The organism is Solibacillus sp. FSL W7-1472, assembly GCF_037969775.1.
GTDB classification, from domain to species: domain Bacteria; phylum Bacillota; class Bacilli; order Bacillales_A; family Planococcaceae; genus Solibacillus; species Solibacillus silvestris.
Genome location: NZ_CP150208.1, coordinates 1,745,823 through 1,769,888, shown reverse-complemented (window position 1 = coordinate 1,769,888; position 24,066 = coordinate 1,745,823). Strand labels below are relative to the sequence as shown.

At 35.2% G+C, this 24,066-nt stretch carries 24 protein-coding genes and 2 pseudogenes; 9 read left to right on the top strand and 17 right to left on the bottom strand.

What is annotated here, in order from left to right; genetic code table 11:
* Positions 1-240 precede the first annotated feature (240 nt).
* Both MKY07_RS08665 and MKY07_RS08660 read right to left on the bottom strand, forming a co-directional pair.
* Positions 241-1,794, bottom strand: a complete 1,554-nt coding sequence (locus MKY07_RS08665; RefSeq protein WP_065216037.1) for an S-layer homology domain-containing protein — start codon at positions 1,792-1,794, stop codon at positions 241-243.
* A 300-nt stretch (positions 1,795-2,094) separates the two neighbouring features.
* A pseudogene (locus MKY07_RS08660) lies at positions 2,095-2,160 on the bottom strand (Short-chain dehydrogenase/reductase); the annotation flags it as partial.
* 163 nt (positions 2,161-2,323) lie between these two features.
* Between MKY07_RS08660 and MKY07_RS08655 the strand changes: the two are divergent.
* A complete protein-coding gene (locus MKY07_RS08655) occupies positions 2,324-2,659 on the top strand; it encodes a hypothetical protein (RefSeq protein WP_065216038.1) in 336 nt (111 codons plus the stop codon).
* Positions 2,660-3,205: 546 nt separating this feature from the next.
* A complete protein-coding gene (locus tag MKY07_RS08650) occupies positions 3,206-3,640 on the top strand; it encodes a hypothetical protein (protein WP_065216039.1) in 435 nt (144 codons plus the stop codon).
* Positions 3,641-3,913: 273 nt separating this feature from the next.
* Here the strand turns inward: MKY07_RS08650 and MKY07_RS08645 are convergent, their stop codons facing one another.
* The 8 genes from MKY07_RS08645 to MKY07_RS08610 form a co-directional block, all read right to left on the bottom strand.
* Complete coding sequence (locus MKY07_RS08645) at positions 3,914-4,315, bottom strand: hypothetical protein (RefSeq protein WP_339264452.1); 402 nt, start codon at positions 4,313-4,315, stop codon at positions 3,914-3,916.
* Between the two features lie 265 nt (positions 4,316-4,580).
* On the bottom strand, positions 4,581-5,366 hold the full coding sequence (locus MKY07_RS08640) for a GNAT family N-acetyltransferase (protein WP_339264451.1): 786 nt from the start codon (positions 5,364-5,366) through the stop codon (positions 4,581-4,583).
* A 197-nt stretch (positions 5,367-5,563) separates the two neighbouring features.
* Positions 5,564-5,773: a hypothetical protein gene (locus MKY07_RS08635; RefSeq protein WP_014823980.1), complete on the bottom strand. Its 210-nt coding sequence runs from the start codon at positions 5,771-5,773 to the stop codon at positions 5,564-5,566.
* Positions 5,774-5,787: 14 nt separating this feature from the next.
* Positions 5,788-6,267 carry a YjdJ family protein gene (locus MKY07_RS08630; RefSeq protein WP_339264450.1) on the bottom strand — a complete coding sequence of 160 codons (480 nt, stop codon included), beginning with the start codon at positions 6,265-6,267 and terminating at the stop codon, positions 5,788-5,790.
* A gap of 44 nt (positions 6,268-6,311) precedes the next feature.
* Entirely contained in the window at positions 6,312-6,680 is a 369-nt protein-coding gene (locus MKY07_RS08625; protein ID WP_339264449.1) for a topoisomerase, read from the bottom strand.
* A gap of 203 nt (positions 6,681-6,883) precedes the next feature.
* Positions 6,884-7,663, bottom strand: a complete 780-nt coding sequence (locus tag MKY07_RS08620) for an alpha/beta hydrolase (protein ID WP_339264448.1) — start codon at positions 7,661-7,663, stop codon at positions 6,884-6,886.
* 257 nt (positions 7,664-7,920) lie between these two features.
* Positions 7,921-10,500: an AAA family ATPase gene (locus MKY07_RS08615; RefSeq protein ID WP_339264447.1), complete on the bottom strand. Its 2,580-nt coding sequence runs from the start codon at positions 10,498-10,500 to the stop codon at positions 7,921-7,923.
* On the bottom strand, positions 10,490-11,779 hold the full coding sequence (locus MKY07_RS08610; protein ID WP_008408881.1) for a methyltransferase domain-containing protein: 1,290 nt from the start codon (positions 11,777-11,779) through the stop codon (positions 10,490-10,492). Before MKY07_RS08610 ends, MKY07_RS08615 begins: the two co-directional genes overlap by 11 nt.
* Positions 11,780-11,968: 189 nt before the next feature.
* On the opposite strand from MKY07_RS08610, the gene MKY07_RS08605 reads away from it, so the two are divergent.
* Positions 11,969-12,148, top strand: a complete 180-nt coding sequence (locus MKY07_RS08605; RefSeq protein WP_339264446.1) for a hypothetical protein — start codon at positions 11,969-11,971, stop codon at positions 12,146-12,148.
* Between the two features lie 33 nt (positions 12,149-12,181).
* Complete coding sequence (locus MKY07_RS08600) at positions 12,182-12,661, top strand: DUF4030 domain-containing protein (RefSeq protein ID WP_339264445.1); 480 nt, start codon at positions 12,182-12,184, stop codon at positions 12,659-12,661.
* Between the two features lie 109 nt (positions 12,662-12,770).
* On the opposite strand, the gene MKY07_RS08595 is transcribed toward MKY07_RS08600, so the two are convergent.
* From MKY07_RS08595 to MKY07_RS08580, 4 genes are all read right to left on the bottom strand, one after another.
* On the bottom strand, positions 12,771-13,232 hold the full coding sequence (locus tag MKY07_RS08595) for a GNAT family protein (RefSeq protein WP_339264444.1): 462 nt from the start codon (positions 13,230-13,232) through the stop codon (positions 12,771-12,773).
* 285 nt (positions 13,233-13,517) lie between these two features.
* Complete coding sequence (locus tag MKY07_RS08590; protein WP_339264443.1) at positions 13,518-14,456, bottom strand: hypothetical protein; 939 nt, start codon at positions 14,454-14,456, stop codon at positions 13,518-13,520.
* Positions 14,457-14,683: 227 nt separating this feature from the next.
* Positions 14,684-15,607, bottom strand: a complete 924-nt coding sequence (locus MKY07_RS08585) for a hypothetical protein (protein WP_339264442.1) — start codon at positions 15,605-15,607, stop codon at positions 14,684-14,686.
* Between the two features lie 218 nt (positions 15,608-15,825).
* Positions 15,826-16,299, bottom strand: a complete 474-nt coding sequence (locus MKY07_RS08580; protein ID WP_339264441.1) for a hypothetical protein — start codon at positions 16,297-16,299, stop codon at positions 15,826-15,828.
* 292 nt (positions 16,300-16,591) lie between these two features.
* On the opposite strand from MKY07_RS08580, the gene MKY07_RS08575 reads away from it, so the two are divergent.
* Together MKY07_RS08575 and MKY07_RS08570 are read left to right on the top strand one after the other, a co-directional pair.
* On the top strand, positions 16,592-17,131 hold the full coding sequence (locus tag MKY07_RS08575; RefSeq protein ID WP_339264440.1) for a sigma-70 family RNA polymerase sigma factor: 540 nt from the start codon (positions 16,592-16,594) through the stop codon (positions 17,129-17,131).
* On the top strand, positions 17,124-18,680 hold the full coding sequence (locus MKY07_RS08570) for a hypothetical protein (protein WP_339264438.1): 1,557 nt from the start codon (positions 17,124-17,126) through the stop codon (positions 18,678-18,680). Before MKY07_RS08575 ends, MKY07_RS08570 begins: the two co-directional genes overlap by 8 nt.
* A gap of 78 nt (positions 18,681-18,758) precedes the next feature.
* Here MKY07_RS08570 and MKY07_RS08565 read toward each other — a convergent pair whose 3' ends face one another.
* Together MKY07_RS08565 and MKY07_RS08560 are read right to left on the bottom strand one after the other, a co-directional pair.
* Positions 18,759-19,181 (bottom strand): PhoU family transcriptional regulator, encoded by a 423-nt coding sequence (locus MKY07_RS08565; protein WP_339264437.1) that lies wholly within the window; start codon positions 19,179-19,181, stop codon positions 18,759-18,761.
* Between the two features lie 237 nt (positions 19,182-19,418).
* On the bottom strand, positions 19,419-21,068 hold the full coding sequence (locus MKY07_RS08560) for a catalase (protein WP_339264436.1): 1,650 nt from the start codon (positions 21,066-21,068) through the stop codon (positions 19,419-19,421).
* A 374-nt stretch (positions 21,069-21,442) separates the two neighbouring features.
* Here MKY07_RS08560 and MKY07_RS08555 point away from each other — a divergent pair, with 374 nt between their 5' ends.
* Together MKY07_RS08555 and MKY07_RS08550 are read left to right on the top strand one after the other, a co-directional pair.
* A complete protein-coding gene (locus MKY07_RS08555) occupies positions 21,443-22,132 on the top strand; it encodes a diphthine--ammonia ligase (protein ID WP_339264435.1) in 690 nt (229 codons plus the stop codon).
* A 76-nt stretch (positions 22,133-22,208) separates the two neighbouring features.
* Positions 22,209-22,310 (top strand): annotated as a pseudogene (locus tag MKY07_RS08550) (3-hydroxyisobutyrate dehydrogenase); the annotation flags it as partial.
* 208 nt (positions 22,311-22,518) lie between these two features.
* Here MKY07_RS08550 and MKY07_RS08545 read toward each other — a convergent pair.
* Positions 22,519-22,929 carry an Lrp/AsnC family transcriptional regulator gene (locus tag MKY07_RS08545; RefSeq protein ID WP_014824001.1) on the bottom strand — a complete coding sequence of 137 codons (411 nt, stop codon included), beginning with the start codon at positions 22,927-22,929 and terminating at the stop codon, positions 22,519-22,521.
* 115 nt (positions 22,930-23,044) lie between these two features.
* On the opposite strand from MKY07_RS08545, the gene MKY07_RS08540 reads away from it, so the two are divergent.
* Complete coding sequence (locus MKY07_RS08540) at positions 23,045-23,434, top strand: alkylhydroperoxidase (RefSeq protein ID WP_008408898.1); 390 nt, start codon at positions 23,045-23,047, stop codon at positions 23,432-23,434.
* Positions 23,435-24,066: the final 632 nt, after the last annotated feature.

The following is a 24,066-nucleotide window of genomic DNA, read 5'->3' as shown; positions in this document are numbered from 1 at the left end:
TCGTTACAATAATTCGAAAAAAATACTTTATATTACTTCGCCATTTATTTTCTATCATAGCGAAATTTTCATTTACCAACCAAATAAAATAAAAAGGCTTAGTTTTATCCTTCCTAAAACCAAATATTTTTGATATTTAGAAATACTTTTCTTCCTACATATAATGGGAAATCAGATTAATTCCTTTTTGGCAGTTTATATATATTTTAACGCTGCTCGAGCTCGAATGGATTTCATGCGTCACATATCCGGATTGATATAAAAAATATCGTTTATGGAGATATTAGTTATTTCACCCATTCGCTGAACATCTATACGAATACCTGTGGTACTACCTGATATCGAATCGCCGGGTACTCCCATTATCCAAGATGTTTCATTCTCAAATTCAATTTCGATAGTGCCTACTTCCTTAGCTTCGGCACGGAATCGGCTAGTGCCAGGGTCTCTTGTGACCGTAGCAATTTGGTCTGCATCTTTTGTTAGAATGTTGTGTTTTCCTATATTTTTTGATGCCTCTACATCAAATCTATAACGTTCAAGGTGGGTTGTTAAATCAAATACTACAGTCAGTTGCTCCCTTAGCGTCTTGATGTCATAGTTAAAGAGTGCATTGATCGGTTGTTTTGCTTCGATTGCAAACCGTACTTCTTTCCCTCCCGTAGAACGGGCAGTAGCAATATACTCGCCGGGTTGGTCTATATCGATACAAATAGAGTAATCCTTGCATTGGGTGAACTTCACATTGTCAGATAGCTTCTTCCCATCTATCGTGGCAAGAGATACGTTTTGAACACTGCGAACAGCTTCACTAGATGATTTACTCGTTCCATTCCAAAAAGATAACTCTACTGCTGTCGGCTGAAAATCATTTGTTTCCTCTAGCGTTAGCTTCAGCTCACCGTTTTCTTTTTTGATATGTACATAATATTTTTTGTAAATGTACGAAATATCAGAAGTCTTTTCATCTACTCTGCCATACAAGTTGAGAGTACCTTCACCCTCTTTTAATGGAACTAATTGAATTCTATCGCCAATATATCCTTCAGGTGTGTTTCTTCCTTGAACACGAATCGCTTTGAACAAATCCGAATTCCTCTCTTGTTCTTTAGCTATAACACTTACCCAGTCCAAACCTAAGTCGCTAGCCTCTAGTGTCACCATCGTCGGTTTCGCGTCTTCCGTTGCTTTCATCATTTTAGCCGCTTGTCCTCTTGTAATGGGCGCATTCGGACTAAATTTGTCAGGAGACGTTCCTGACGTGATGCCAACTCTATAGAGGATGAGAATATTAGACCCGTGTGCTTCATACTCTTTCACATCCTTGAATGGATTTTCAATTTCATAGAACCCGTAACGTGGTAAATCAAATGCTTTCACAAGAATGGAAGCCATCTGTCCCCGTTTAATCGGATCGTTCGGACCGTAACGCCCATCTCCATAGCCGCTAATAATGCCTTCTTTCGCCATAGCTGCAATGGCTTTGTAGTACCCGTTCTTCGCCGAGACGTCCTTAAATCCCGGATTTTCTATATTGTCCATGTCCAACTTCATCAATTTGGCAATGATTGCAGCCGCCTGTCCTCTCGTAATAGAATTCCCCGGCTTGAACGTACCGTCTGGATAACCTCCAATAATATTACGTTCTGCCAAATCATAGACTGCATTTGCAAAGTACTTGGATGATGGTACGTCTGAAAATTGCTTTGTGCTGCTTGCGGCAAATGTGCCGGATAAAGGCAGGCTACACGCAAGTATTAGTACACTAAATACTGTCATTAGTCTCTTTTTCATTCTCTAGCTTCCTCTCTTTTCTTTGAATAGATTTCATTGTATTGGAAAAACTTGTTGGAATTCACCGTTAGGAAGTGACAAGATTTTATAAGAGCGTTCCATATTTTGAGTTTTTCACTCGCTTCAACGCTGTGCTGGACACCTACTCGTACAATAAATATTAGCGTAAGCTCTACAATTGTTCTTTCAAGAAATCCCCTCCAACCAGTAGTGTGCTGTACTGACGGAAAAAATTGAAATTAGTTTCATTTTTATTCAATTTTTTTTTACAAACTTCAAGGACTTACTTGTTAAAGGAGTTTTTATCTCATCTGTCATCCAGCCTGTATCAGTAGGACATGGATTTACTGCGTTTACAGTAATACCCTTTAGCTTTAAGGGACGAGCAAATACAATGATCAGCACTATAAAAAGCTCCTAAACAAGATTTCGGGAACGAGTATGAGCGATAATTATTGTTTTCAAACGTCGGTTTGGATGCGTTTTAGATTATACTGGTTTTAATCAACCTAACACGTAAGGAGTAACTATGAACGCTAAACGTCAGTATTTCAAATTGAATGAAGATGATATCTTAGGTATTGTATCAGATTATTTAAGTACACAAGTGGATTTTGAGACCTTTAAATCAAGGCTTGCATTCGTAGAAAATGAAGATAACGAGTACAGAATCATTGCAGCTTATGGTGAATTAGAAGATGAATCAATCGATGAAATAGATTTTGAAGTATTGGATAAAACTCTAAAATTCAACGGTGAACGCTCAACAATGCCCAACGAATTTCAAATAGAAGTTACAAATCCTGAAAAAAATGCGATACTTCAAAGGCTAATTACCACATTAGATTTAGAATCAAACGAATAACCACACATTACAAATACAAAAAATGCACCGAAACAACGCTTTGGGAGTGTTTGAACGCTATTAATTTGCTAATTACTTCTTTGAATTTTTACAATGAACAAATTAAAATGCCATATATGGTAATGTAAATGTGGAAGGAATTTAAAATATTCTACGTTTATAAACATTCTTTTGACTTATTATAAACAGTTGAAGAAAGGTGGATTAATTTGGAGAAATTCATAAAATTTATTATTGCAACCTCTTTATTTATTTTAGCTATAAATAGTTTCTTTATAGTTTCATATTTAAAGAATATTGTAGAATTAATAGCAGCTTTAGTTAACGCTTATTAATAATATTCATTTTTAAATACATAAGATATTCAGCTCTATACAAAATAACGTTTCCAAACGCAAGTTAGGGAACCAAAACCCCTTAATTAATTGAGTAGGGGGTATTTTGGCTGCTTGTGAACGTTTTGGAAACTGTAAAAAGGTTTATCAATGCTAGGTAGAGAATAAATATAGATTATTTGTGGGTTACATATATTTGAGGAGTGAATAAATGAAATATGATAGAACTAAGTCACGTCAACTTATACTATCATTAGCGTTTCTAAGTCTTGCTGTAAGTATATCGAGTTGGCATATTCCATCTGTAAAATTGGTATCGATAACGGTATTTGTCTTCTGTATCTGCAATGCTTTTGTAACGTATCAAGTAGTAATAAACAAACATACAATTCGTTATACCATTAAACTCTTTGGATTAAAGATTTATAACAAGAAAATAATTCATTCGGATGTTGCAAAAATTACTTTCAAACGAATCGGTTGGAACTCAAAATTAGCTGTCATTAAAGTTCGAAAAGGACTTTCTATTCGAGTAACTTACTTTAAACCAAATGATGTATATAAAAATTTAATCGTATTTTGCGTCGAAAATGAAATTCCATTTAAGAAAACAAAAGATTTTAAGATGATTGAGAACATGGGATAATAAAAATTTTATATAAATCTATACAAAATAACGTTCCAAAATGTAAGCTTGGTAATATTTTAAACAGTGACAACCACTGAATAAACAGTGTTTGTCGCTGTTTTTTATAGAAAATAATACTCTGAGGCGCTGCGAAATTTTGGAAACTTACAAAATTAAATTTTATATTAAAATTGGTGACCTTATCATAAGTATGTGCGGTTCATGAAAAGACCACTTCAAACGACTAAATAGTAGTTTGAAGTGGTCTTTTTTAAATATCTAAAATGTCGGTTACTTCAATTCAATATCAATCAAAGTTCCAGTTGCTTTTAAATAGGTTACCTTACAAGTAGTAGTTTCTTCTTTAAGGTAAGAAAAATCATCAGGGTTAGCTGTTAAACCAAGGTCATCAACCCATATATCATAACGACCTGGAGCTCTAAAATCTGGTTCAAAGAAATAAATTTCACAAATTCCTTCAGCTGTGTGAACCTTACCACTATGATAGTTAACAATATCAATTACACTAGTAACAACTAAATATAGCGATAATATAGAAAAAAAGCCACAAATAATAACTACAATATAAAAATCCTTATGTGCTCGTTGTTTCTTAATAAAGTAGCGGATAATAAAAATTAAACTAATTAAACCGATACCAGAAAAAAAAGCTGTTGAATAAATACTAGTCAATTTAAAAACTCCTTCCAATAACTAATTTACCTAAAAAATCTAGAATAGTTTCATAAAGCATATTAGCAATTGCAAGGTCAATAAAATAACATTCTTCAACAATAGGGTGCGTTAACCAAAGGAACACACCGCAATATATTGTTCCGCTGGCATCCAACCTTCTTGCATAGTATCCCAATGTCGATTTTTCCAACTTGATAAAGCCAATCCACTATAGAGTTTGCTTTGATAAGCTCTGAACTTCCTTCAATACCTTATGGACTAATTAATTTTTGTAAACGAAAATTGAATATTCAACAGGTTCAACAAACCCTAGCTTCCCTGCTAAGTTTATAGAAGACTTATTTGTTACATCACAATCCCATTTAGGCACGATACTATTTTTCAAACAATACTCTATAAATGAAGTTGCGATTATATTTGCTAATCCTTTTCCTCTATAATCTTTGTGAGTAAAAATATCAATCTCTGCAAATTCTTGTGAAGAAAAAATTGAAGAACATTCACTAATTAGTCTTTCATTATGTAGTATGCTGAATCCAAAACCATTTTTAAGAAAGTTTGATGTGGAACCCCAATATTCTTTATAGTAAGCCTCATTAAATTCCAAGCTATTCTTTATTATTTCTGCGTTTATTTTTTTTATAGAATATTCACTAGATTGTAATATTGTTTTGTCTATTTCCTTATCAAAATTATAATTAAAAGAAAATCTGCTCCTTTGTTTAATTTCCTCTTTGAACTGACTCATTATTGCACAATTCCATTTACTCGATGAAGAGAATAAAGTGAATCTTGACTTATTATTTTTCTTATACCTATATAGCTCAAAGAGGAAATTATTGAAATCTAAGTTATCTACCTCTCCCCCCACAAAATAAATACCTGATTTTGTCCCAATCAGAACTGACTTCTGAGAAGTAGAGTCAACATAAACTGTTCCTTGTATATAGCAATCTAAAATTGAATATACGAAAGTTGGACAAGTTATATTATTTTTGTTTAATGTTCTTTTTAAATTCTTAAATTCAATTTGATTAAGTGATATCATAAGAACACACCTTTCTATTTCATACCAACTAATATAAATAACATATTAACCACAATTCAAAGCATGTCATCTATTTACTTATTTAAAGCCCATAAATTGAGGAATGCGTATTCCTTATTAAAGAATCACGCCTGATTGAATATCGAGATAGGCTTACTCTTTCTCGCCATGAATTAAATTTAATTGTACCGATTCAGTTAGAGGATGATTTCATATATTTTTTGATATCCAAAAGGTAAAATCGAAACAATACAAATTCCTGCTATTATAAAAGAAGTTGTTAAAATTCTATATTGTAAAATCGAAATATCTTCTCTTTTATAGGCTATATTTAATACTCTAATCATTGAAAAAACTGTCATAAAAATTATGAAAGCGGAAAAAACACTTGTTAGAATTACCGGCATTTTTTTAACCTCCTTCAACTATTTAACTCACCTTTTGGCGTACTATGTAATTTATATAGTAATACTGCAACTGTTAAAAAGAAAAATCCGCTAATTGAAGAAAACGAGAAAAAAATACTTCTTCCTAAAGTCGAGGAATTAAAAATCGAGCTACTAAATATTAACAGTATTACACCTATTATTCCCCAGTAACCAATTCCCCATTTAGATTTACTTTTGATTAGATATAAGCCGGTTATACTTAGAATATAGAGGACGCTTACGATCATAATTGTGGGGAAAAAGGGTTGAAATTTAGCTGCATAAACGAAATAATCGAGTGGGCTAATATCATGCCCATTTGTAATCTCTGTATTAAACAAATTGGTAAATGGCGTTGTGTGCTTCCATTCGAATGGTTTTTCTATAATTGCGCTTCCTTCATACCATGCAATAAAAGTTGATATTATGAAAGTTAATATCCCAACAATAATTTGCATTACATACTTAAACATCTCCACTCTCCTCTAACTTTTTTTTGCGCCCATTAGGGGATCTGTTAGTATTTCTCGATTTTAATAGTTATTTTTAATTTTTCTTCACTAGTTGTTCCTGTTTCTGATTCAGAAATATTCTTAATCGAATCTTCAACTATTTGTTGAATCAACGTAGCTTCAATATTTGATTTCTTTGGAAAACCTACTGCAACGGTTGATTCGCCAGCTCCACCATCTAACATTATTGCGAGTGCATCACTTTCAAGTTCCGTTAACTCTGTAATCGATCCTATAATCTCTGATTGTAATTCAGCAAATAAGGCTTTATGAGAAACTGCTACTTCGTGCTCGCTTTCTAATACCTCTACTTTATTACATCCACCTAACAAGATTGAACAAAATACAATCCCTGAAATTATAGTTTTTTTCAATTTTCTGCACCCTTTCATACTGTTTCACGAATTAATAGATATAGTTACTTAACGAAAGCGCTTGAAATAAGTTCCTTTTAAGGATAAATATGTAGATAATAATATGGATAATTAATGTTAATATTTACATAAAAATTAAAGGAAACCTATTATATATAGGTTTCCTTTATGTACTAAGTCCAATTAGTAGATTAAACAATTTATTATTTTATTGTTACCACGCCTTGTGGTAGAGAAAAGTCCTGTATCCAATTTTCTATCATTTGGTTAAAGAAATTAGGATTCATCAATGATATTCCGTGACCAACATTAGGTATAATTATCCCAGTACAATTTGAATTACTTGCAACTATATCTCTTGCAGACTTTTTCATAATTGCTTTTTCTTTTTCACCCACAGTAACTAATATATTGCTTTCTGCATTATTAAAGCCGTTAGGAATTTTAAATGACATATTTTCTTCTAATATTCTTATAAGGGTAGCAGATTTCATTTGAGAACTTTCATCGTAATATGTTTCAAGGAATTCTTCATCAATATAAAGTGTTTTGGCTTGAAGTTTTGAAAAAGTTTTATTTTTAACTAATGGAAAAAATAGCTTTATAGATGGTTTGATCATTTTTCTAATAAATGAATTAGGCCTTACTAATGCGCTGTTTACGATTGCATAGTTAATTAAATTTGAATTTTTACTTAACATTTGAATAGTTACCTGTGCCCCTAATGAGAAGCCAATAACAATTATTTTTTTACCATCAGCTATCTTTTCTATTAACCTATTTACTTTTTCTGCACTTAATTGAATTGAAAAATTTTCGGTATTTCTACTTGCCCCTTGTTCTGGCAAATCTATTGTAATGCAATGATAATTACTGAAGTATTGAATTTGTTTATCCCACATCCAACTACTTACTCCACCACCGTGTAAAAATACCATTAATGGAGCGTTCTTATCCCCATACTCTCGATAACTTAAATCCAAACAATTCACCTCTTTCATATTAATTAATTCTGTTCCATAAATCTTTCAGAAATTCTTTAAATGGTGTTTCGTGCTTGCAACTAAACTATCTAATGAAAATATGATTGTTACGGATGCTTAAAGGGCCTATAAAACCTATGCAAACCCTTCCTTGAAACGAGGTTCTCTCATTTTATTTCTTAAAGAGGAAGAAGGGTCAACATAAACCATAAATAGAGTTGTTTCTTTTAGGTATGCGGTAATTTGTAAATATCATTTTATAATCGCGGATCGGTTGTATCGCTTTCTAATGCAAGCGTTGCAAGTGCACATTCATGTACACGATTGCTGCTTTCCAAACTTACAAAACGTGAAATTCCCTCTAAGCCTAACTTAAATTCCAATAAAGCGTTCTTCATTTTTCGGGAAGGGTTCCGCTGTTTTAACTTTTTCATAATTGCTTCATCTGTATAATCCATGCCATATATGATGCGTAAATATTCCCGGCCTCGTACTTTAATTGCCGGCTGCAGTAATTTCCCTTTATGATAAGCGAGGAAATCGAATGGCTTAATAACAATGCCTTCATGACCATTTTCCGTCATGTCCTGCCACCAATCTATTACTTCCTGTTTATCCTGTTCGCTTTCGATTACACGGTATTCTGTCGCTATAAATAACGAACTATTTTCAGCCAAATGCGCATTCATTTGCATATGCCAGCTATGAGGCTGATGGAAGTTAGTTGATGAACTATGGGCAAGAATATGGAATGGTGCGATTTGTATACCAGATAGTTCATTTGTTGGCCAGCAATAGTTTTTGAATACCGCATCAAAGCGTGCAGCATTTTTATATTTATCTGTGTATTCCTCCAGCCAGCTTGTAACATCCACATGTTTAGTAGCCTTCAACTTTTCGATGAGTTTATAGCGATCCATTAATGCATTTTCAGCGACCGTTTCATATTGTTGATCGATTAAGCTTTGTGCTTTTAAATTCCATGGTAAAATTTCGGCGTCCATTAAGACGAAGCTTGTATTAAATCGCTCGAAGTAATTTTTAGCCATTAGCTCAGCATGGATTTTTTCCACCATCTGTTGCTGCTGTAATTTTTCAAAGAAGGCACGACCTGTACGTGTTGTAATGTAGCCTAAGCTGTCACTGTTAATGAGCTTCTTTGCAACTTCTCTATTTTTTGCAATAAAGATGACCGCACGACTGCCCATATGCTTTTTCTCGGCAATCATTTTTTGAATACCGTTTTTCTTATAGTAATTAAACGCTTCTGCAGGGTGTTCCAAATAGTCCGGTAATGCAGCTGTTTGTGGTGTTGGACTCATTGTTGGCGGAATGTAGATAATCTGCTCCAAAGGCAATGTGTAATGAGAGAATGTATCCATTGCTGCCATAGCATTTTCTTTCGGAATTGTTATTTGATCCCCACTAGTTGTATGAACTGCAAAGCCATTTATAAAATGTGCCACATTTGGTGGAATGAATCGCTTATTTTCCGCCTCTAAAATAGGGTTGTCCTCAGTGCCGGCATAGTTTGCGAATGCTTTCACACTTCTTAATGTTTGCTCAGGATATTGAAATGCCGTTAACTCCCCGCCAAATACAACTCCTTGGTCAATATTTATTGTTCGATTTGCTTTAAATGGCTGTACTTTCACATCATGTCCCCAAATGATCAGCTCGCTTGTTTTATGCTGCGAGAACCAATCACCGCGTACAGGCTTACTGTAGCTGTCCGTTTGCTGTATATCACCGTATCGACAAAAATCAGATATGCGTTTAGATTCCTTGCCGATGTAATGGTCCTTTATCCCGGCATGTGTAACAACAGCTTTTGTGATCTTATTTTTCGTTAAAATATAATGTGAAGGTGCCTTTAGAAGCATGCTTGCAAAACGTTCTTTTAGTGCCTCAGCAGCCTCTTCGCCATGCTCCTTTTCATACTCGGTAAATTCTTGCTGGACAAGCTCATCCCCATGGTTGAGCGAAACGTTTTTTCCGTCTAACCAACGCGCTATCTTCCAACCATGATTGCTGTCTGTCATAAAGCTTAATCCCGCTTCAATCTGATTCAACCAAAATTGCATCGTTTCAATTGATTTCGGACCTCGGCTCATAATATCGCCTACAGAAATTAACCGTCGCCCAGCTGGGTGAATATATACATCGCCGCGCTGCTCATAGCCAAGATCCTTCAAGAGCACAAGCATCTCATCATAGCAGCCATGAATATCCCCGATAATATCAAAACCACTTTCGATTTCTAAATAAAGTTTATTCGGTTCACGGACAATCTCGACGCTTTCATCATTTACTTTATAAATTTTGGCAAATGGCTCTTTCTTAATTGCTTTTAACTCATATTTCAGCGTATTGAATTGCTGCAGCACGCGTTTACGACCTCGAGGATTATCGCGCAATACATCACGGGCCAACAGCTGCTCTTTTGGTGTGTTTAAAATAAGCGCCAGAACGGGTACGTGATTGCGCTTAGCTATTTCAAAATATTTGGCGCGTTCAAAGCCGCGTAAGTTTGTTGCATCAATAATCGATACTCTATTTAACTTCGCACGGGCTTCCACAATCGTATGAAGCGCTTGGAATGCCTGCTCTGAAATGCGCTGATACTCTTCGTAAATAATATCCTCGTTATCTTTTGATACAGACGAAAGTTCGATAAAATCGATATCCGCCACAAGCCGACGATAGTAGTCAGAGCTAATTATTTCGCTTTCGAGGAGCTGATCCGAATCAACTAATGATTGCAGTAATGTGGTTTTCCCACTATTCGATGGCCCGATTAAAAGTACAATGGCCCCGTTTGGAAGTTTAAATTGCATGTGAATCTCTCCTTGTCATGATACACATTTGAGTAGGTGCACCGTATTGCTCATGTATAGTACCAATTCCTTCAAAATGTAGGTCATAGTTTGGCGCTACAGCTTTACACCAAGCCTCGAACTGCTTGCGGTCCCATTCAAAGCGATGATCATCATGGCGCATTAGCTTAAGTTCGTAAACTGTATTATACTCCGCGTTTGGAGTGGTAATAATTAAGTGCTGAGGCATATAATTTTGCGTAATGAGCTGCATAATCTGAGGCAGTCTTTCCTCATCAATATGCTCAATCACCTCGCATAAAACAAATACATCCGCTCCTGCAAACTCTTGATCCTCATAATAAAGTGAGCCCCATTTAATAATAGGTGTCGTGGCAAACTGCTGATCAGCGAACCGCTTTTCCATTTTAGCAAGTGCATGATTACTAGGATCTACACTATACAGTTTTGTAATCGTATCGATTTGCGCAAGAAGCATCGATAACTTCCCTTCTCCTGCCCCCATATCGATAACTGTTTTAGGCTTTAAAGCGGTAACTGTCCGGGCAATGGTCTCATAGCGACGCGTATTTAAAGATGGCTTGTCAACTTTTTGCTCATTCTCTTCATTTAATAAGAGTTGCTTAAAGCGCAATGCTTTTTTGTAAATAAACTCACGCATTGGATGAGTTTCAAGCCAGCCCACACCGTAGTTTTCCAATCGTTCACGCTCTGCTTCATCAATATAATAATGTTTATAGTCATCCATGACTGGGATTATAATAAAAATTTGTTGTAAGGCTTTCTTTAAACTGATGGTGTTGAAAAGCGTTAAGAAGCGTGCACGTCTAGTGTCCACCATTGTATCAATTGTCACGTCATAGCCTAGCGGTTCCCATAAACCACGAATTTCCTCATCTGAAAGGCTCGATGAAATTGGGCCAAACTCAAATGTAAACGGAAAGTCCATCGCTGCATATTGTATATATTCTTCCTTAGGTTTTCCGTTCAGCGCAGTACCTAAAGCCGAACGTATAAGAGATAAGAAAATGGTACTTACAGCAAATTCCCGGTCATTAATATAATGGGTAATATCATACGCTTCATTATCTTTTACAAGTGCCAATGAATCAGGTGTAACAAAAATGGAAGCGTATAATTCGTCATCTGTCATTTTATGATAAGCAAATCGAACCGAATGCCCTTTTACTTTGCGCTCATATACGGTTGACGGGTTTTTCGCCAGTAAATGCGATATTGCTCTTGCATGCGGATTTTTTGTGTAAATAGATAGTTGCATAAAGTTAATTTTCTCCTTTAAGGGATTATTACTAGTGTCTATTATAAATGAGTGGCAGCCGAAATGTTTGTAAATTTGTAGTTGGTGTTTCAGGCCTCCAAAATCTTTGTGCCTTTTCATCATATACATGAAAAGCGCCCAATTGTTGAATGTTGAACCCAAAAAGCATTGCCCACGGCAGGAGTCGGTATGAGCAAATGGGAGGATATGACACTATTTGACATACAGCTGAAAGGAATGGAAGAATACGTCAATCAAGAAGAGGACAAGGTTTTAGCTATTTTGTCGGAAGTTTTGGGAAAAAAAGGTTATGATAACTACGAGTTAATGATTTCTAAGACGAATGAAATATCACCCGAGCTATCTTAGGTATTTAATCAAAGGGGAGAAATAGGCGGAAAGTTGAAGTCGGACTTGCAGGCAGCAGGCTATACGATTTTGGATATTAACGCATACTCGCCTATCATCAAAGTATATATACCGGTTACTGATGAAGCTAAGAAAGCAGAAATTAACACAGTAGCGAGTGAATTCTTGAATTCAAACGGTTCATTGAAAAGTGTACAGATTATAACAAAAGATGTTTCGGTTGAAGAACTTGAGACAAAGTGGATGCCCGTCATTACAAGTATTGAAGAAGAGTTATACCTAAAAAAAGAGTACCGGGTAGATGACATTAGTTATACCTTCAACCCTGAAAAAGTGTCTATTACCATCAAGCTGAGCATGAACTCATCACATACTGAATCTAAAGAGGAAGTGAACAAAATCCATGAAAGAATTACTGAATTCCTAAATAGTGAAGAAGTAAAAATAAAGATAGACAATCAGGTATATGAGTTACTAATCCAAGACAAGAACGGCAAGGATTTTCTATTTTAAAAACAAAAATACTTACCAACATAGTAGAGCAACCTCTTTTAAGGCGTTGCTCTTTTTCTATTTAAAGTTACTTTTGAATCCCGCCTGATTGCTGATCTCACTAATCCTCTTAGAATAAGAAACTCATCACAATTAATTCACCCTTAGGCCCTTGACGGCGAACACCGTAATCCTTAAAACCACACTTCTTATAAAGATTTTGGGCAGCAGTGTTTGCAACATTAACAGCAAGTACGATTTCATTAATATGAGGGAAATTCTTTTGTACATATGCGGGTAGTAACTGCAATGCCTGCTTTGCATAGCCTTTCCCTTGTTCATTAACCTCTGTTGAAAAAGCACGTACTAAAATCGCATTATAATTATCCGAATATGGTGCTACTCCTTCCTGCTGATGTAAATCAAAATATGTTACAAGCTTTCCTTCAACGATCGCTAATATAGGCGTTCTACTATTACTTGCTAGTTTTAAACATTCACGTGGGTGCCCTGTAAATTTCAGCTGGCTTTCAACTAATTGATATTCGTTAATTAAATGTTGATATGATTGATTGAACGATTGTAATTCCATAATTAGCGCCTCCAAATAAGAACCTACGTTCCTATTTTAACTTTTTGTTTTGAATATTGCAATAATTTTTGGAATTATGTGCCAAATAACACTTTGGTAGCGTTTCATATTTTTGATTCTACATACAAGTTAAGTTAGGATTACTTCAGAAAAAATGTGATTCAACAATATGGCCCTATAACGGAATAACGCGATTTTCTTATTGAAGAATCACGCCCTTTAATGGAATAACATAAATATTTAAAAGAGCTAAAGCTTTAGAAAATAAAATTGACCTAAATCTTACTATTTTATTTCCCTATCATTTTTATCCCTAATAATAATTTCGTATGGAATTTCTTCAATCGATAACTCTTCTCTTTTCAACTCTATGATTTTATCTACATACTCTGTAATTTGATTTATCTTTTTATCTGAATTCCCGAACCATTTAGATGAATGGATGTTAGTTTTAATTATAATTTGTAATGGTTCAGGGTGGAATGAGTAGGCAAACCCCCGATATTCCTTAAACCTCTTATTCGTTTCTTCACTTATCGCACTAAAGATTGGTTGCCATTGTTGATCACGTATCGCACTTTCGCTTTTCTTTTGTATCTTAACCGTATATTCTAAATCCGTTTTTGAGAGAATCGTTTGATCGATGATTTTTTCGAGATCTTCAATTTTCTTACTTTTCCCGAAATCTTCCTTCATTCTTTGCATTTCAATAAGGATTTCATTATTCGAATTAGTTGAGATTGAATTAGACGGACACCCCCTTTCCTTTAATAAAGCCGAAATTTCTTCAATTACTTCCATCATAGTTTCCCTTTGCTTTTCATCTTCTTCACTTAATGCAGGATAGTTATCGAGAGCAAGAAAATCTACTGTATAATTTTGAAACCCAATCATATTTGCCGTGTTATGGATGATTTTTTCAATGTTTGTTTTATTGGCTTCTAAAAATGCCTTATTCTGAACCTGCACAGTTACGTTTCGTTCTTCATGTGAAAAACCTAAACCAACTTTAAACCCATTATCGTTTAGTTCCTTAGCACTTTTTATTAAAAACTGCTCTAATTTCTTTTTTTCCACTTTCGTTTCTTCCATACTTTTAACTAATGTACTTTCTATTGCTTCGGTATTTACAGATGCTGTTTTATTTGAACCTTTTTTAAGTATCATATTAGATGCCGTTATTATGAATAATAACACAACAAAGCCTGTTAGGACTTTTTTCAAAATACCGCCTCCCATTAAGAAGGTATGTCGGTATTTTTACATTATTCTCATTATCATTCCACATAATTGTATATTTAATTTAATTGAACTTCTTTACTTTATCCCACTCGCGTTATTCAACAATATAGCCGATTCTGGCATAACAATTGCTCCCAAATGCTAATAACTATAATAGTTGCACTTCTGTTTTTAAGTACTGAAACGTCTCATTTACTGAGCGATAACCATCACACATCGGATTTCAATTCATACATATACAGCTCATTCCCGTCCAAAAACAGCAACTTATTCTCCCGGTTATTCACTAATTGCGGTTCGAGAGGCTTACCATTTGGTTTCATTAGTTCGAGTTTACGGACCGTCTTATATTCATTGCCTTCACGTTGTAACTCAAAAAATGCATGTTCCCCTCTCCCTTGGTACGCAATGATTGTCTCCCCTTTTACCGCAAATGCATGAAAATGCATATCTTCAGTTGGATAATACTTTGTGAGACCTTCTTTCCGTACACCAATCATCGATTCCAGGCTAAAGAAAAACCAAATTCCTTCATTAGGTACATCATTCAACGCTAAACACTCAAAAATATAATATTCCGTATCCTCTTCAAGCGAATCCATCTTACCACCCGACGCGTCCCAGCCAACTAGCCCGCTACTGCCAACCGGATCCTTCCAGCCGTAATTGCCGAAAACGCCTTCATCAAAGTATCCTGTCCAAATCTCTTGATTCTTTGTTACGAATACATGCTCAATACCATCCCCTAAACAAAAGGATCGGATGAAACAACCATTTTCATCATAGACTCGTGCGTTTTCTTCAATATTTTGAGCATCATGGTAATACGACCGCGCGCACACAAGTAGAATGTGTCCGTCATCTATCGGCTGTATGTAATGATAATTCCATGTCTCTTCCGGCAAATCCAGCACTTTCTTTTGTCCATCTTTTAGATGAACGACTTGATATCTATAGCTTTTTTCCGTAACAGTTGCAGGGAAGGAACCACCAATTAGTGGAATTTGCTCCTCCCTCAGTAGAACAAATACATCGTTGTCATGTCCAAGTGCAATTGAAAGAGGTGTCATTTTTTTCAGCTCTTCTTTCAGATTAGCAATTGGATTCATCGGTATTTTGAGTATTGATATCATAATCTTTCACCAACCCTTTCTTTATAAAGATTGCTGTATCTTAACGGCCATTAATTATTGCTTTTTACTTTTAAACTCTTCATATTCTCCCCAGGCTATGTACGCTATACCTATGATAATTCCCCCTTGTCTCACAATCCATCATTTTATTTTACCACAAATTTTCCATATCCCTGCGTTTGATAGTATGCGAATAGCAAGTTTCAAACAAATCTAAATTACTTTTCATGAACTTTCACATATACACTTCCAAATAGGCTTTCCCCTATATAAGCATCTAACTTCCATATACCACTTTTAGGTAATGCCATGTTAGATGGGGCGTGTTTGTCTGCGCCATTATTAGCACCACCTAGTCCGCCACTGGTTACGAAGATTTCTTCATCTTCATTTTCATGTGTGGCTACAACTTTTAGTTCTCCTTCTAACTCTTGTTCTTCCCCCCAAAAATGCCACATGTACTTTTGCTCTTTATCAGGATAGAACCTAACTACTTCGCTATCATCGTAAATAAAACCTAATCGCCCTTCTTCTCCAATCATTGTGTAACCGCCTGATTCAAAAAGTGAACTTTCATTCCAATTGTTTTTAATTACTTTTTCATTTTTTCCAATGGACTCCTCTTCCTTACAGCCTGCAATTGCAAACGATAAAATTACTGCGAATATTAAAAGGATTCTTTTTTTCAACATAAATACCTCCCACTGACTTTTAATGCTTATTCTCTATCTTACTTTGATAACCCTTCAAAAAACGCCAAAAAGGGGCAATCCTTTTATCCCAGAAAAGCACCTGAAATCAAAAGGAAAACCTGAAACCCTAAAGCGGAATTTCTTCCTCTATTTCCGCCCCTCCCTTCATTACGCTTTCTCGACTTTTATAATAGGTCGATATGTTTTAATATTTCAATACAGTAATTTTTTTACAACCAAATCAGATTTGCTGCGTCTAATAATTGAAAGGGTGAGGAGGATGCTTGAACGAGTGCTAGAACAAGTAGAAGTAAGTGAGTTAAATAAAGAGGAGAGAATTGAATGGTTGATGAATGAATACGGCCAAAATATAGCTCGTTTAGCATTTACTTATACTAAGCAGAAGCAACTATCAGAAAATATTGCGCAAGAAGTATTTATTAAGTGCTACGAGAACTTAGACAACTTCAGGAATGAATCTACTTATAAAACATGGTTATACCGTATTACGGTGAACCTATGTAAAGATAAGTTAAGGAGCTGGTCTTTTAAAAATATCGTACTTACTGAATTTTTCACAAAAATAAAGAGTACAAATAAATCACCTGAAATGGAATTAGTCGGTCTAGAGGAAAGGCGATTAGTTGCAGAAAAAATACTTTCCTTACCCGTGAAGTATCGAGAAGTAATTATTTTATATTACTATGAAGAAATGTCATATAACCAAATATCAGATTTATTAAATTTGAATATACAAACGATAAAGTCCCGATTACATAGGGCGCGCCTCTTATTAAAAAAGTCACTAGAAGGGAGCATCAAACATGGATGACATGTTTAAACAAATCGTAGAGACTATGAACAAAACTGTGTTAAAGGACATTCACTTCGATGCGAAACAGAAAGAAAACGTAAGGCAGGGTATATACAAAAGAAAAAAGAAGCGCCATATCAAGCCAACGTTGAATTATCTATTACCAATAGCTGTAGCGTGTCTGTTTTTTATAGGCACAAGCTATTATGTTACTACGGAAATGGAAATTTTCTCACGTGAGGAGCAGACGGCAGGTTTAAATACCAACAAGGGAGATGTTCCACCTGGCCCCAAAGTTGAAACCAACATCTATACACCTCCTGCCCAAGAGGAATCATACGAAGAGATGACAAAAGAAGATGTGGTTAGCAAGCTCTTAAATACGGCGGATTATTTTTACACAGCAACCGGAAAATTCGAAGATTATTCAATATATTATGACGACTCAGATAGTAAGTCAGTGACTGAGTATAAACTAAGTATAAAAAATGTAATTGGTGGCTATCAGAAAAGTACCTCTCAATTTGACGAAAAGTTAATGGGGTATGGGGAAATGATAAACGAAATTATTTATAATGAAGAAAAGGTCTGGCTTAAAGAAAGTGTAAATAAAACATATCTAGTTCATGACTATCAATCAACACCCACACGAGACCCGATAACTCCTGAAGAAGCGTTTAATTTAGAATTGAAAGACATTTATTCAGATAAGGCCCCATTTAGAGAAAGACCGGAAATTTCCGCTGGCGGCATGTCTTTGTTTCCCTATGAAATCACAGCTAGTTACTTAAGAAATACAGAGCTTTGGGAGATAGAAAAACAAAATGAAGAATTGTTAGGTCATAATACCATTGTTTTATATGGAAAAATGGATGAACAAGTAATAAATAGATTCAAAATGAAAGAAACTACCGATACGTTTCGCTTTTGGGTAGATAAAGATACTGGAATCTTAGTTAAATATGAAACGTATGATACGGACGGTCAACTTACTAGTTATCTCCATCCAGAAAGTTTGGAAGTGAATATACCCATTGAACCACAAGATTTTGTACCAAACTTGGATGGATATAAACCTTTTGTTCCACACGGAAAAAAGCCCGAGCTTGATTCAAGAGAAGAAGAAATAGAAACTGTAGATTCTGCAGACACCAATAAAGAAGATACGGAGGCTATAGTAGATTTAATGCGAAAGGACTTGCCTTTCCTGTATGAATTCACGCATCCCGATCTTGAAATATCTTCAGCTTACTATATGGAATTTGAAGAAAAATTCAGCCACGCTTACCTTACGTATATTCCCAAAAATGAAGCGGGAATAGTATACGTAACCGCTTATCACCAGGATTCCTTTATGCGTCCTTCGAATAATTTCGATGTGATTACAGGAAAACAACTTGAACTGTTCACGTTAAACGGCATTGAATGGAAAAGCTATGAATTAAAAGATGTTTTAGGCGCCAAGTTTATTGGCATGAAAGGTGATTATATATATGAGGTCGTGAGTCAAAAAATATCCCTCGAAGAAATGAAAGCTTTATTAGAATCTTTTCATCCAGTAAATTAGGGATGAGTAATAGCCATATAAAAAGAAGTAAAAGCGCTCAGAAAAAATTTGAGCGCTTTTATGCGTATTTCATCATCGCTACATTTTTTTATCTTGTGTCGTTTCATCTGGATTTACTTGATACTGCCAAAGTTCCCCATCTTCCCCTCTGTAAATGTACAGATACATAAATGCTTCATCCTCAACAAAATTTATATATAACTGATAATCCACATTTCCTTCTCTAATTGCATCAAAGGGGACTCTTTGTATACTTTTTTCATACTCGAAATCGTCGTTCACTTTATCGTAAACCCATACTTCATTGGTCTCGAATTCGCCTTCTCCAGCGAAATATTCTGTTCCGAATATTTCTTCTACTTCATCTTTAGTTTTACCTATTTTTGCATTTGCTTCTATAAACTCTTTATCTAATATGGGACTCGAATCTGATTCACTATATACATCTGAACAACCAACTAATAAAAAACTTAATAATACAGTCAGTAGTATCCTTTTCATGCTATTCCCCCATTGTTTGATTGCTACGTGTAAATTTTATTTCAGAACACTTTCTAATTCTGCAATCATTTTGCTAAATTTCGATTCATATAGCTTCCACTGCCAACCGCCATAAAATTAAAAGACCTAAGCCTGGTGTAATACCAAACCTAAGTCTTTTAATTTCGCCAATTACATCTATCTAAATTTAACTTTAGATTAAATCAAAGTCATTCATCCAGGTTTTCTTTTTAATCATTAATACGGGTCTGCCTCATGGCTTTTCTTCACTGCATCTTTTGTTGCCTCATTCGCAGCGATCGTACCCTGACCATACTTAGAAATCCCTGACTCTCGACCCGGTAATTTACCTTCCTGAGCCAACTTTTCGATTTCTTTCATTTTCATTTCAATTCCTTCCTTCACACGGCGACCATAATCTTCATCAGCCTGTGTAAAGTGATGAATCATCACTTCCTGAATGCGCTCGTCACAGATTGCCAGAGCATCCGATAAGTTATTTATGAGCTCATCACGTTCCCAGTCTTCAAAACTGCGGTATGTTTCACCTGCTTGACCATAGTTATTCGGGCGATCAATCGGCTCACTCATTAATGCCGCATTATAAGATGGCTGATGTGGTGGATATGCTTTATCCCCTGCATCACGGTAGCCACCAATCATTGACGGCTCATAATTAATATGTGGGTTTTCACCGGATTCTTTAGGATCACGAGTATCCATCTGACCACGCTGCTGATTTGTACGAACCGGTACCTTTGGTGCGTTGACTGGCAATTTTAAATAATTCGAGCCTACACGGTAACGCTGTGTATCTGAGTATGAAAATGTACGCCCCTGCAACATTTTATCGTCCGAAAAATCCATACCGTCAACTAGTACACCAGTGCCGAAAGCAGCCTGCTCGATTTCTGCATGAAAGTCCTCCGGATTACGGTTAAGCACCATACGACCTACAGGCAACCAAGGGAACTTATCTTCCGGCCAGAGCTTTGTGTCATCAAGTGGATCAAAATCAAGTTCCGGATGATAGTCGTCCTCCATAATCTGAACGAACAGCTCCCACTCTGGATACTCTCCACGTTCAATTGATTCATATAAGTCCTGTGTAGCATGTCCTACGTTTGTAGCCTGAATGGAGTTTGCTTCTTCCTGAGTCAAATTACGGATTCCTTGTTTTGGTTCCCAGTGATACTTTACAAGTACAGCTTCACCTTTTTCATTAACCCATTTATATGTGTTAACTCCTGAACCCTGCATATGGCGGTATGTCGCTGGGATACCCCAAGGTGAAAATAGGAACGTAATCATATGCGTCGCTTCCGGTGAACGTGAAACAAAGTCAAACATACGCTGTGGATTCGGTACGTTGGAAGCTGGATCTGCTTTAAAAGCATGAATCATATCAGGGAACTTCATCGCATCACGAATAAAGAAAATCTTTAAATTGTTCCCTACAAGATCCCAGTTACCATCTTCCGTATACATTTTCACCGCAAAGCCGCGTGGATCGCGTGCAGTCTCAGGTGAATCCTTTGCACCTGCTACTGTAGAAAAACGCACCATAAGTGGCGTTTGTTTACCGGCACCAGAAAAGACTTTTGCGCGGGTATATTTTTCTACAGGCTCATCTCCAACCTTACCGTAAGTTTCAAAATAACCGAAAGCACCTGAACCACGTGCATGTACTACACGTTCAGGAACCTCTTCACGATCGAAGTGTGAAATTTTTTCAATGAAATGGTAATTTTCTAAAGTCGCTGGTCCACGGTTACCTACTGTACGGATATTCTGGTTGTCTCTTACAGGATGTCCTTGACGAGTAGTTAGAATTTCACGTTCCCCATCCTCTTTTTTTGCAACATGTTTGTCTTTGTTCTCTGCCAAAATAAATCCTCCCCTTTAATCAATTACTAAAATACATTGCTTATAATCATGATAATAAAAACATTTTGCTACTATATCTTTATACCCTAATTTATCTGTTTATAATCAAAGAAAAATTAACTTTGTCCTGTCCCACACTATATGAATACAGGTCTCTGTCGAATGAAGTAGTTTTATTGAGATGATTTTCTCTTTTATTCATCATTACAATTTCAATTTTTTTCTATCAGGATGCAATAATAGGCTATCTGTAAGGTCCAATCGTGATAAAATTAAACAAACAATTAGAGCTATGAAAACTCATATATGAAATATGATATTGGCTAATAACACGAATTGTGAAAAAGTCATTAAATTACAGGGGAAAGATATAAATGGCAGAATTAATGGATTGGAAAAATAGTGCTCACGGGCAAAAATTTATAGCTTCTTTTAGCGGAGGAAAGGATAGTGCCTTAGCTCTATATAAAGCAATGATGGTTGGAGAAGCGGTTGGACTGATCGTCATGCTGGAGGAAGAAGGAAAACGTTCTAGATCTCATGGAATGTCTTCGGAACTCATACATGCCCAAGCTAGATCTATAGGTTTGCCCGTATATACTGCAGCTGCAAGTTGGAGAGATTATGAAAAAGTATTTATAAGTCTTTTAGAAAAGGCTAAAAATCAAGGATCAGAAGTGTTAGTAACTGGAGACTTAGATATGCCTGCACATGGCTGTTGGCATGAAAAGGTTACGAAGTATGCTGGATTAAAGCTTGGAATGCCCTTATGGGAAATGAACCATCATGAAGCTGTCGAAGAGTTCATAAATTTAGGATTTGTAACGATTATTGTAACAGTAAATTTATCACTTGGAATGCGAGAGGACGATTTAGGGCGAAAGTTAACTCATGAATACGTGAAGGAGCTTGAAGCTCGTGGTATTGACCCCTGCGGAGAAGGTGGAGAGTTCCATACCACAGTACTAGATGGGCCCATTTTTAAACATCCTATTCCAGTTCGTAAATGTGAGATTTTTAAGGACGGAGAATATGCCTTTTTACCTTTAGAGCTAGACCAGTAACTTATTAAACCTTGATAAAAGTGCAAAACGAAAAAGCATGTTTTGAAAAAATGATCAAAACACGCTTTTTTTATATTCAATTTATTTTCCTTTTCGAGACAATAAAATTGAAGAAATTGAGAACGGGATAGTTGAAAGTGTTTGGGTTTATAATCAATTAGGTAGACCTATCATTAAAGTAATTTAATTTAAAAAGCCAAACAAGCAATAACCCCGTTCTAAATTTAGGACGGGGTTAAAATATAGTTGTTTAATTTTCTATATACGTTACTTCACTGTACTCAAAAATATAACTATAAAGTAATTTAAAAATCTAAGGTTTATTCAAAAAATAGCGCCCGATTGTGTAATAAGGATTGCACCATGCAGATTTACAATGTTAGGGACTAAATAACTTTAGAAAAAATGAAATTTGTTTTCGTATGTGCAAATGGGATTAAACCGTCGATAAATAATTCTGCCTCCTCAAACGTAGCAAAGTTCGCTTTCAACATAAAACATGCAGCTCCAGCAATTCGGTAGCAAAAATCGATATTATGTTGCTTTTCAATATGATTTTTAAAATCTTCATACAATGTATTTTTAATTGTAGCCTCGATAATTGAACTAATTGGATAACCACAATTCTTTTTATTCAATTCAATTGTATATTTCGTGATAATTTTTTGCTCCTCTAGCTGTAGTACACGTTCTTTTACTGCTGGTGAACTTAAATGTACACGTCGACCTAATTCACTCATTGATAATCGACTATTCATTGAAAGTTCTTTTATAATTTGCTCATCAATTAAATCCATTCTTAAAAAATACCCCCAATTTTTAAAGTTCTTTTATATTAATACTTTAAATTTCAAATGTAAAATTTAATTTTGAGTTGGTAAAATAAATTATCATTCTTTTGGAGGTAATAAAATGACACCATTTCAAAAACTATTAAATTTCAATCCTACCGTAAAACTGTTATGGAGAAATATTAGCGAAGAACTTGAAAAAGATAACTATCTATCTGCTCAATTAAAAGAAGAAGTACGGAAAACGTTAGCACAAGTAAATGGCTGCCTGTATTGTAAAGCGAAAGGGACACCTAATCCACAATTATATGATGAAAAAACTGCAGTATGTACTGGATATGCGGAAGCTTTTCTTCAATCAAAGGGACAAACTTCTCCTTCTGTTACAAATGTTTTAGATAAATATTTAACTAAAGAAGAGAAGGATGAATTATTAACGTTCATATGTTTTATCACAGCTTCGCAATATCTTGGTGCTTTACATCAGCTTCAACCAACGATCATTAAATAACCATATTAGGGACCAGTCAGTAAAAATGAGCATTTACAGTGTTAATGTTCCCAAACGACGGTTTGAGTGTGTTTTTACTCAACTAACAGTGTAGGATAGTTATAATGTATTCAACTAATGAAATTGGAGGTTTTAAATGCGACATGATATAAGAGGAGTATGTAAGATTTACGATGACGAAGAGGGTTGGGGATGGATTTCGTAATGGCATCTAATTCACTTTGCTTCAATTCCATTCAAAAACCCTCCTTACTTTCCGTTTAAATAATAAGACACTACAAATAGATAAAATATTGCACTTTTTTGGAAATTTTTTATTTTTTATTAACATACTATAAATTCTACTTAGACAATCTATGCAATTAATACTCAAGCGTTTTATCGATTAGATGTTACAAAATGCCACCCATTTTTAAGGGAACACGAATTACAGACAAGAATTTGGGTAGAACCTTCTGAAATTAGATATATTATGAATGACCATGAATTAATTAATGATATTATCGAAGATGCTCTAACTATTAATGCTTAAACATCACAATATGAATTTACAATACATCCATACATGTAACGCTTCCAAATCAAAGTTTCGGATTGCAAATAAAGAGACAAACGTTGATGTAACAGCGTTT